This window comes from Streptomyces sp. NPDC091280, assembly GCF_044768565.1.
In the GTDB taxonomy this organism is placed as follows: Bacteria; Actinomycetota; Actinomycetes; order Streptomycetales; family Streptomycetaceae; genus Streptomyces.
Genome location: NZ_JBIVUZ010000026.1, coordinates 77033 through 86499 on the forward strand (window position 1 = coordinate 77033; position 9467 = coordinate 86499).

Annotated in this window: 12 protein-coding genes; 7 read left to right on the top strand and 5 right to left on the bottom strand. The window is 71.4% G+C overall.

The window, feature by feature from the left end:
• The first annotated feature begins 72 nt into the window (after positions 1 to 72).
• Entirely contained in the window at positions 73 to 1224 is a 1152-nt protein-coding gene (locus tag ACIQPR_RS47540; RefSeq protein WP_403663587.1) for an ATP-binding cassette domain-containing protein, read from the top strand.
• A gap of 107 nt (positions 1225 to 1331) precedes the next feature.
• Entirely contained in the window at positions 1332 to 2138 is an 807-nt protein-coding gene (locus ACIQPR_RS47545; RefSeq protein WP_403663590.1) for an ABC transporter permease, read from the top strand.
• Positions 2139 to 2359: 221 nt separating this feature from the next.
• Here the strand turns inward: ACIQPR_RS47545 and ACIQPR_RS47550 are convergent, their stop codons facing one another.
• A complete protein-coding gene (locus ACIQPR_RS47550; protein ID WP_403663530.1) occupies positions 2360 to 2644 on the bottom strand; it encodes a DEAD/DEAH box helicase family protein in 285 nt (94 codons plus the stop codon).
• On the opposite strand from ACIQPR_RS47550, the gene ACIQPR_RS47555 reads away from it, so the two are divergent.
• From ACIQPR_RS47555 to ACIQPR_RS47570, 4 genes are all read left to right on the top strand, one after another.
• Entirely contained in the window at positions 2526 to 2768 is a 243-nt protein-coding gene (locus ACIQPR_RS47555; protein ID WP_403663596.1) for a hypothetical protein, read from the top strand. The two genes, ACIQPR_RS47550 and ACIQPR_RS47555, sit on opposite strands and share 119 nt — an antisense overlap.
• Before the next feature lie 205 nt (positions 2769 to 2973).
• Positions 2974 to 3303 (top strand): helix-turn-helix domain-containing protein, encoded by a 330-nt coding sequence (locus ACIQPR_RS47560; RefSeq protein WP_403663533.1) that lies wholly within the window; start codon positions 2974 to 2976, stop codon positions 3301 to 3303.
• Complete coding sequence (locus tag ACIQPR_RS47565) at positions 3300 to 4871, top strand: helix-turn-helix domain-containing protein (protein ID WP_403663536.1); 1572 nt, start codon at positions 3300 to 3302, stop codon at positions 4869 to 4871. The genes ACIQPR_RS47560 and ACIQPR_RS47565 overlap by 4 nt, the downstream gene beginning before the upstream one ends.
• Positions 4864 to 5427: a transcriptional regulator gene (locus ACIQPR_RS47570; RefSeq protein WP_403663539.1), complete on the top strand. Its 564-nt coding sequence runs from the start codon at positions 4864 to 4866 to the stop codon at positions 5425 to 5427. The genes ACIQPR_RS47565 and ACIQPR_RS47570 overlap by 8 nt, the downstream gene beginning before the upstream one ends.
• 15 nt (positions 5428 to 5442) lie before the next feature.
• On the opposite strand, the gene ACIQPR_RS47575 is transcribed toward ACIQPR_RS47570, so the two are convergent.
• A complete protein-coding gene (locus tag ACIQPR_RS47575) occupies positions 5443 to 5931 on the bottom strand; it encodes a hypothetical protein (RefSeq protein WP_403663542.1) in 489 nt (162 codons plus the stop codon).
• A gap of 307 nt (positions 5932 to 6238) precedes the next feature.
• Here ACIQPR_RS47575 and ACIQPR_RS47580 point away from each other — a divergent pair, with 307 nt between their 5' ends.
• Positions 6239 to 7483: an MFS transporter gene (locus tag ACIQPR_RS47580; RefSeq protein ID WP_403663545.1), complete on the top strand. Its 1245-nt coding sequence runs from the start codon at positions 6239 to 6241 to the stop codon at positions 7481 to 7483.
• 260 nt (positions 7484 to 7743) lie between these two features.
• Here ACIQPR_RS47580 and ACIQPR_RS47585 read toward each other — a convergent pair whose 3' ends face one another.
• The 3 genes from ACIQPR_RS47585 to ACIQPR_RS47595 all read right to left on the bottom strand — a co-directional run.
• The gene (locus ACIQPR_RS47585) at positions 7744 to 8016 is read right to left on the bottom strand and encodes a hypothetical protein (RefSeq protein ID WP_403663548.1); all 273 of its coding nucleotides are present in this window, start codon (positions 8014 to 8016) and stop codon (positions 7744 to 7746) included.
• A 502-nt stretch (positions 8017 to 8518) separates the two neighbouring features.
• A complete protein-coding gene (locus ACIQPR_RS47590) occupies positions 8519 to 8701 on the bottom strand; it encodes a hypothetical protein (protein ID WP_403663551.1) in 183 nt (60 codons plus the stop codon).
• A gap of 32 nt (positions 8702 to 8733) precedes the next feature.
• Positions 8734 to 9467 (bottom strand): tetratricopeptide repeat protein (locus ACIQPR_RS47595; protein WP_403663554.1); only part of this gene is annotated, 734 nt, incomplete at its 5' end.

Below are 9467 nucleotides of genomic sequence, written 5' to 3' on the forward strand. Positions count from 1 at the left end.
GAGCCGCTACGGCTGCGGCCCGCAGGCCGGAGGCCCGCGCACGACACCCCCCCCGGAAGCGAGGACCCGACCATGCAGCCGCCTGTCGAGGACGCCCCCCGCACTGCCGTACCCCTGCTGGCCGCCGCGCCCGCCTTCACTGACCCGGTCGCCGTTGGGCCTGCCGGCCGCTCTGTGTATGCCGTCAGCGCGCGGGGCCTGGTCAAGAGTTACCCGGGCCCCCACGGCACCACCATGTATGCGGTCTGCGGACTGGACCTGGACGTGCTGCGGGGGGAGACGTACGCCTTCCTGGGTCCCAACGGTGCGGGGAAGTCCACCACCATCTCCCTGCTCTGCGCGCTCGCCCGCCCCACCGCCGGACGGGCCACGGTGGCGGGTGCCGACGTGCGGACCCGGCCGGAGCGGGTGCGGCAACGGGTGGGGATGCTCTTCCAGCACAGTGCCCTGGACCCGGACCTGACGGTGGGACAGAACCTGTTCATCCACGCCCGTCTCTACGGGCTGAGCCGCCGCCAGGCCCGTGTGCGTACCGCCCAGGCGCTGGAGGCGGTCGGACTGGCCGACCGCCTCCACGCCGCGGTACGCACCCTGTCGGGGGGCATGCGCCGTCGTCTGGAGCTGGCCCGCGGTCTGCTGCACGCGCCGGAGGTGCTCTTCCTCGACGAGCCGACTACCGGACTCGACCCGCATGCCCGCGCCGAGGTCTGGGAGCATCTGCGCGCGCTGCGCGACCGGCACGGCAGCACGCTCTTCGTCACCACCCACTATCTGGAGGAGGCGGAGAACTGCGACCGTATCGGCATCATCGACCACGGCCGGCTCGTGGCCCAGGGCACGCCCCGCGCGCTGAAGGCTGGCATCGGCGACGACCGTGTCACCCTGCGCACCGGCGACGACACCGCGGCCCGGCAGATCGTGGGCCGCACCGCGCCGCCGGGCCTCGCCGTCACCCTGGACAACGAAGGGCTGTCCCTGCGGGTGTCCTGCGGCAGTGCCTGGATTCCCCGTCTGTGCGCGGCGCTTCAGGCCCACGGCATCGCGGTGCACGCCGCCTCCGCGACCCCGCCGACGCTCGACGACGTCTTCTTCCACCACACCGGCCGCAGCATCCACACCCCCGGCCCCCACCCGGATCCGGCCGCCCCGGCACCGCACACCCTGGCCCCCGCCGCCCCGGATCCGGGTGGAACGAGCTCGACCGCCCAGGAGGACGCCCCGTGACCGCACCCGCCCTCCCCGCCCCCGGCACATCCGGTACCCCCGACGACACCGCCACCAGCAGCACCGCCACCGGCGCCACCGCTGCCGGCCGTGCGCCGGGAACGGTCCTGCGCCGTGAACTACGGGCGGTCCACGCCCTGGTCCACCGCGACCTCCTGCGCCTCGCGTCCCAGCGCACCCACACCGCCCTGATGCTGCTCCAGCCGGTGCTCTACCTCTTCGTCCTGGGAGGCGGCCTGGCCGCCGTCATCCCCCACTCCTCCCTCGGCGTCGGCTACCAGACCTACCTCTTCCCGGGCGTGCTGGTGATGACCGTCCAGGCACCGGCCATCGTGGTCGGCATCCGCCTGATCACCGACCGCCAGAGCGGCTACCTGCGCGAACTCCTCATGGCCCCGGTCAGCCGCTTCACCCTCCTGCTCGGAAGCTGCGCGGGCGGCACCATCGTCTCCACCGTCCAGGGCACCGTCCTGCTCGCCCTGGGCACAGCCGTCGGCCTGCCCTACGACCCCCTCCTCCTGGCACTGCTGCTGGCGGGCATGATCCTGGTCTCCTTCACCGTCACGGCCCTGCTCCTGCTGCTGGCCGTCAGCCTGGACCGGCCCGAGAACTTCCACATGCTCCTCGGCCTCGTGATGACACCCCTGCTGTTCCTGTCCGGCGGCTTCTTCCCGGTCACGAACCTGCCCGGCTGGACCCACACCCTGACCGCCGCCAACCCCCTCGCCTACGGCGTCGACCTGCTGCGCCGCTGCATCGCCCTGCGCGCACCCGACCACGCGGCCACCGCGGCCACCGCGGGCATCGAGTGGTCGGGCTGGCAGCCCCCGCTGCTCCTGGAAGCCACCCTCCTGCTCGCCCTCGGAGCCGTGGCCCTGTTCTGGGCCGCCCGCCGCTTCAGCCGCCCCGCATGACCACCGGACACGCGACCGGCCTCGCCGTCGCCGGCCTCGGGCATGCCGCCGCCTGCGATCCGCGCCGCCGTGCTGCACGGCATCGACGACACAACGACGGCACTCTCTGCCCGGCGGGCCGCGTGAGCGAGCACCACCATCAGGTCCCACACCGGCAAGTCCGGCCCCGTGCGCCCGCCGCACGACGCCTTTGCCGACACAGGCACAGGCCGCGAACACCGTCACCGGATCCTGATCCGGCCCCGACGTCCACTCCACCAGCTCGGCCGGACCCGTCGTGCACGGCACGCCCCTGCTCTCCCGCGCACGCAGAGAACAGACCCCCACCGCCGCGCCCCGCGCCCGCCCCGACGCCACGCACCCGTCATCTGGGTGAGGAGATCCAGGGTGGGCACCAGAACCCCCACACGGCGGGCGGACGGCCGGCGCGCCACCTCGACACCGATCAGCGTCTTCCCGGACCCGGCAGCGGCGATGACCTGCGCCCTGAGCCCGTCGGCGGGCATACGGCCCCCGGAGGCCGCAAAGCGCCCGGACGACGCAGTCGACGGCCTCGCCCTGATGCGGACGCAGCGTCACATCCGGCATCCGGACATCTTCCACCGGCGCCTGACAGGCACCAGCGCCTGACAGCCTGACAGGCGCCCAACCGGCAGTACCCCGCTGCCCGCGAAGGCGCCGCCGACCGCACGGTCAAGGCTGCCCCGACCCGCTCCGGTCCAGGATCGCCGGACCGTGCTCAACGGCACCGGCTCCACCGCGACGCCCGGCGCAACCGAACACACCAGGGTTGCAATATCCGCATCATCAGTGCATATCCTGTATACTTCTTGCTATGAGCATGGGCCTGGACGAGCGGGTGCGGTCGGCGATCGCCGCGCTCCTGTACGCGACGGGCGAGTCGCAGGCCGATCTCGCGGCCGCGCTGAGGGTGAGCCAGGCACAGGTCAGCCGCCGTCAGTCCGCAACGGCCGCCTGGAGCCTGGCCGACTGCGAGGCCGTGGCCGCGCACTACGGAATCGACGTACTGGAACTCCTCGCCGGCCCCACCCGGGCCGCAGAGTCCCTGCCCGCGCACCGCCGCAGGCCGGCCGGGTCCGGCCGCACAGCAGCCCACGCCCGCCGCCGGACTGCCGCTGCCGTGCAGGACGGGGGAGCCCGATGACGGACTTCGAGGCGATCGACGCCCTGCTCGCCCGGGCACGGCAGGAAACCCCCTTGCCGCCGGCCGGAGAACGCCGACCCCTGAGGGAGGCACTGAACGTCTCGCGCGCCCAGCTCGCACAGGCCCTGGGTGTCGGCGCGTCCACCATCGGGGGCTGGGAGTCCGGACGCGACCCGAGCGGCGAAGTCCGCGAGAAGTACGCGTACTTCCTCAACGCAGCCCGCACCAAGTCGGACACCGCCGCACCCGCGGACACAGAACCCGCCCCCGACCCCGCGGAGGAGCCGGCGAAAGCCGACGGGCCGGCAGACCCGGACGACCTCGACGACATCGACGACGACCTCGCCGTCCCACAGCCGTGCGTCCTGTGCGGGCACCCCGCCCACCACCAGGTCGAAGGATTCCCCCAGCACCTCGCCCCCGCCGACTGCGGCCCCGCTCAACCCGTCCCGGCCGTCGAACCCACCCCGGAACCGGAACCGGAACCGGAGCAGAAGCTGGCCGGACGCACCGACGCGCGGCCGGCTCCGGCGCCCCCGGACAGGCCGGTGCGGCAGGCCGGACGCAGCGTGAAGGTGGTGCCGGTCGGACGCCGCATGCAGACCGCCGACACCCCGGACCTGATCGCATCCGCCGTCACGGCTGTGCTCGCCGAGACCGCCGGCGATGCCGAAGCGGCGACCGCGGCGTTGGTGAAGCGGGCGATCCCGGACGCGATGGCCCTGCTCGACCAGACGCGCAGGGGTGGCCGGTACGACGTGATCGCGCACCCGTGGCTGCCCGACGTCCTGCGCAAGCAGACCGCCCACGGCGCCGACCGGATCTGGGAAGCCCGCCCCAAATGGAGCCGCCCCCAACTACCGGCCGGTGTGCACGAGGTGACCGCGCTCGACATCAACGGCGCCTACCTCTCCGCGCTCAAGACCCACCTCCCCCTAGGCCAGCTGGAACACACCACCGGCGACCACCACGACCGCCGCCGCGCCGGCATCCACCTGATCACCCCGCCCTCCTGGGACCACGACCAGGTCCTGCCCAACCCGATCGGCAACCGCGACGAGCCCGGACCGCTGTGGGTCACCGAGCCGACCCTGCGCCTGCTGCTACGCATCTCCAGCCCCAAGTACGCCCTGTGCGAACCGCCCGTGATCCACGAGTCATGGACATCGGGCGCCACCGAAGGCCTGCTGGAGAAATTCCGCATCACCCTCAAAGACGCCCGCGACAGGGCGATCGCCGACGGCGACGACGTCACACTCGAATACGTGAAGGCCATGTACTCGAAATTCGTCTCCACGATGGGCGAGTCGAACTACAACCGGGAGCTGTACCGCACCGACTGGATGCACCTCATCCGCTCCCAGGCCTTCGCGAATTTGTGGTGGAAAGCCCACCGCGCCTACGATGAAGGCCTTATGGTGGTACGCGCGATGGGCACCGACGAATTGCATGTCACCGGCGAATGGCGCGCTGTCTTCCCGGAGGGCAGGAGCGTTGCCGAGGTCAAGGTGAAGGACGTTTACACCGTCGGCACCACGACAGAATCCGAGGGCGCCGGAAATGCCTGAGCGCAATATCGACTTCGGCAAATTCGGCGCCCGCGGCATCAAAGGCCACGAGGCCGTCGCCCGCCAGCTCGACGCGCTCGCCGGCTACATCGCCACCCCGATCACCGTCCAGCGCGGCCTGCTCGCCCGCCTGCACTACCTCACCCGCACCGACCACGCCCGGGCCGCCGCCCGCGCCGCCGGCCTGACCGTCACGGACCGCACCGTGCAGGCCTGGCTCGCCGGGACCCGCACCCCCTCACGGAAGAACCTCGCCGCGATCGAGCAGGCCTACCGCACCGTGCGGCGCGAGAACGTCGCCCGCTACCTCCTGGCCCGCCTCAACCGCGGCACCCGCGTCGAGATCCACCCGCTCAACCAGTCCCAGGTGACCCGACCCCACCAACGAGCAGTCGAGTTCCGGACGCTGAACGTGCGTCACTGGGACCGCATCGTTGCCGCATGGGCGACCGGCGACGGCCAGGGCCTCGACGACGCGTGGGTCGACCAGCTCGCCGACCTCGGCTCCCAGTGGGGCCAGTACGAGTACGTCACCAACATCGGATTCGCCGCCTGACCTGTGCCTGGTGAGTCAGCCGGTGCAGTCCAGGACGGCCCAGACCTGCCGTCCGTCCGGGGTGAGTTCGGTTCTGCAGCTGACGGCCCCGAGGTCGTGCAGGCGCGGCAGGACCTGGTCCTGGACGTCGGCGGCTTCGGGCTGGTGGCTGAGGGCGAGGATCAGCGCCTGGTGGTCCTGTTCGGCGAGGTGGACGCTGATGTGCCGGCCGCCGTCCCCGACCACGCTGGAGACGAGCAGCAGCACCACGTCGTCGAGTTCCGCCGGCTTGCGGAGCCCCCACTTGGCCAGACGCGCGGCGATGTCGGCGACCGCTTTCTTCCCCGCCCAGGGCTGAGCCTCCAGGGACCAGGTGGCACCCTGCCGGTTCGCCATCACCCGGCGCCCGTGGAACGCGTTCAGGCGAGCCGGCGCGGTGTCCACACGCGTCTGCGGCGGGGGCGTCCTGGGCGGGCAGTCGGGGCGCGGGCAGATGTTCTCGGTCCCGGTGTCCTCTGGCTCCACCGGTCCTCCCCGGCGCTGCGCAGTGGTGCGGTCACCCATCGTAGGCGCGCGGCGCCTGGCGCGTCCTGGTTGTCGCAGAACAGACGCCGCACCGACAACTCGATTGTTCGCTTCTGCGCGCCGTTCCTCTACGCTCGAGGTGGTCATAACTACCGCATGACATCTGCCCGGTGACGAAGTCGGCGTGGGGTGCGCGTCCCCGCTCCACGCCACCACTGGACGGCTTCAGGCGCAGCCACGGGTCGGCACATCCGGACGCCGACGACCTCGCGTGGCGCGTCCCGCCGGGCAACGAAAGGGATGCGTCGTGCCTTCGGCTTCGACGAACTACCGCACCCTGCTGCGCACCTCGGGTGCCGCGGCCTTCTTCTTTCCCGCCGCCCTTGGGCGCCTGGGCATCGCCATGACGGGGATCGGCATTGTCTGGCTGGTGCACACCCGCACCGGGTCGTATGCCGCAGCAGGTCTCGTCACCGGCGGGTTCGCTGTCGCGGACGCCGTCGCCGGGCCCCAGATCGGGCGCCTCGTCGACCGGTTCGGGCAGACGCGGGTACTTCCCTGCGCGCTGGGCGCACACGCCGGAGCCGTGGCCCTGCTGCTCGTCGGAGCCGTTCCGGACCTCGTCGCCGGGGTGTGCGTCGGGGCAACACTGCCTCAACTCGGTGCCCTGTCCGCTGCGCGCTGGTCCGCCCTGCTGTCCGGCGAACGTGCTGCCGCGCTGCCCACCGCGTTCGCCCTCGAGGCCCTCGCCAACGGCGTGTCCTACCTGGCCGGCCCGGCCCTGGTGAGCGTCCTCGGTGCGGCGGGCCGCCCAGGCGTCGGGGTGCTGCTTGCCGCCGCGCTCGTCGTCGGCGGCGGACTCGCCCTCGCCACCCAGCGCCGCACCACGCCGCCCCTCACCGGCCACGCCGAACGCCGGCACGCCGGACGCGCCCTGCTCCGCTCCGCATTCCTGCGGCAGGCCGCGCTCGGCCTCACGCTCGGGATGTTCTTCGGCGCGATGCAGGTGTCGGTTGCCGCGTACGCTGTCGGACGCGGCACGCCGGACGCGGCAGCACTGCTCTACTTCGCCTCTAACTGCACCAATCTGGTGGGCGGTTGGGCCTACGGAGCCTGGCGTCGCAGCGGCTCGCCCCAGCGCCACCAAGCCACGGCCGCCGCCTGCCTCACTCTCACGACTCTCCCCCTGACCCTCCTCGACGCACCCCTCGCGGTCGGCGCCACCCTCGCCCTGACCGGACTCGCCGTGCCGGTCTTGCTGATCCTCACCTCCGTCCTCACCGAGTCGTCGGTCCCGCGCGCGGTCTTCACCCAGGCGTTCACCTGGGGCAACTCCGCAAGCGCGGCAGGAATGGCAGGCGCCGCAGCAGTCGCGGGGCGTGTGGTGGACGCGGGCGGTGCACACAGTGGCTTCGGTGTGGCGGCGGGGGCCGCGGCGGTGATGACGGTCCTGGTGCTCACCGGTCTGCGGGACCCATCAGCGGACGAGCCGAATTCGTGGGCGCTCCGCGGAAACCAGGGCACCGAACCCGCCGACCGCAGGACGGGATGAACTGCCGAGACACGGGATGTCACAGATCGCCAGTTATGGCACAAACCTCGCGGTGCCGGGCATCACGGAGCGGCTCGCCGGGCTGCTGCGGACGCTGCTGTAGGCCCTGGCCGATGTGGACCAGGACCAGGCCGTGCTGCTGGGACAGTTCGGCGTGCCTCCACGCCGTCGCCGACGGTCCGGAGATTTCATGGTGAGCAGGCCAGCAGGTTGTAACCGTCCGCCCCTGAACTGAATAAGGTCATCGAGCGCGTCGATGCCTACCTCAACGCGGCCCTGCCCGCCCCGACCGCGGCCATCAAGATCGCGGTCCTGGACCACCAGGCCCAGCTCGCACTGGCCATGAAGCAGGAGGCGGCCCGCGCCCGGGCGGTGGAAGACCCCGCGGGCGGGAGCGGGGTCGTGCCGTTCCTGAAGAGGAGCGAGACGTTGACCGTGACGCCGGTCGGCCCGTCGGGTGTGTACGGGCGCGTTCCCCGCACGGTGTCGTCCTCTGCTCGTTCCAGGTCGATGCCGAGGTAGTCGGCCCACATTCCGACATTCCGAGCTGTTCGACGGCGTCGTCGTGGGTCAGATGCGCGGCGAGGAGTTCTCCCTGGAGGTGGCCGTCGTGGTCCATGGTCCACGCGAGGGGCACGTAGCCGGAGTCCTCGGGGTCGGCGAAGTCCTCGTTGTAGACGTCGCCGGTCCAGATGGTCAGGAGTTCCACGGCCGCCCGCTGCCGGCGGTGTTGGTTCGTCATGGGTCATCACCGTAGAGGGGCGACAAGCCGTGCGGGGGAGGCATTCCCCTGCTGCCCCCGGTGGGAGTGCCTTGGCGCCATGCATGCGGAGATCGAATACTTTCAGCCTTGATCTATCGCTGTGGCCGGTATGTGGTGCATGGTGTGCCGACGGGTACCGATCCAATCCCCCAGGTGAGGACCCCTGTTGGGCCCTGCCGTCCTCGCGGTGGCGGGGCCCGCCGTCCCTTCCGACCTCCCCACGGGAGAGCCGACGGCTGCCCGGCACCAGGACTCCGGAACCCCCACACACCTCATCCGAAGTAGCGGCCCGGCTGACCTCTTTCGCGTTGCGTGGCGAGGACCTCGTCGACGCGCAGCTGGTCGCCGAACAGCTCAGCCTCGATGCCGTCCGCCAGGCGCGTCTGGTGGCGGAGTCGGCCGTCGACCGGGTCCGGGCCCGAATCTGGCCCGGACCCGGTCGGCCCGGCCGCCACCTACCGGCCCGCCTCCTGACCGCAGCTCAGAACTACTCACTGCTGCGAGCCGGAGCCGGGTCGTTCGCTGCGAGCCAGGTCCGGATGTCTCTCGCTTCTCGCACCCGCCCGAGCTTGAGGAGTAGGTCCGCCTGCAAGCCCAGCGCAGAGCGGAGCGGTGAAAGGAACGGCGCAGGTGCCACTGTCACGAGCCGACGGTAGATCTCTATCGCTTCCCGCGTAGCTTGCAGCGCTCCAGATGGGTCTTGCTGTGCTTCATAACGCACCAATGCCCAAACAATCAGCGAGGTGGCGAGGTTGGGGTTATGGGCGGCCGGGTTGTCTGCCGCCAGCCGACGGTAGATCTCTACCGCTTCCTCGGTGGTGGTTAGGGCCTCCTCCCACCGCTTCGCCGCCGACAGATGGATGCCGAGGTTGGACAGCGAGCCGGCGAGGTCGGGGTTGTAGGCGGTCGGGTTGTCTGCCGCCAGCCGACGGTAGATCTCTACCGCCTCCAGCTCAGCGGTTAGGGCCTCCTCCCGCCGTCCCACTGCCGACAGCTGGTTGCCGAGGTTGGTCAGTGAGGTGGCGAGGTTGGGGTTGTGGGCGGCTGGGTTGTCTGCTGCCAGGCGGCGGTAGACATCGACTGCCTCCTGGGTGGTGGTCAGGGCTTCTTCCCGCCGCCCTACCGCCGACAGCTGGTTGCCGAGGTTGGTCAGTGAGGTGGCGAGGTTGGGGTTGTGGGCGGCTGGGTTGTCTGCTGCCAGGCGGCGGTAGACATCGACTG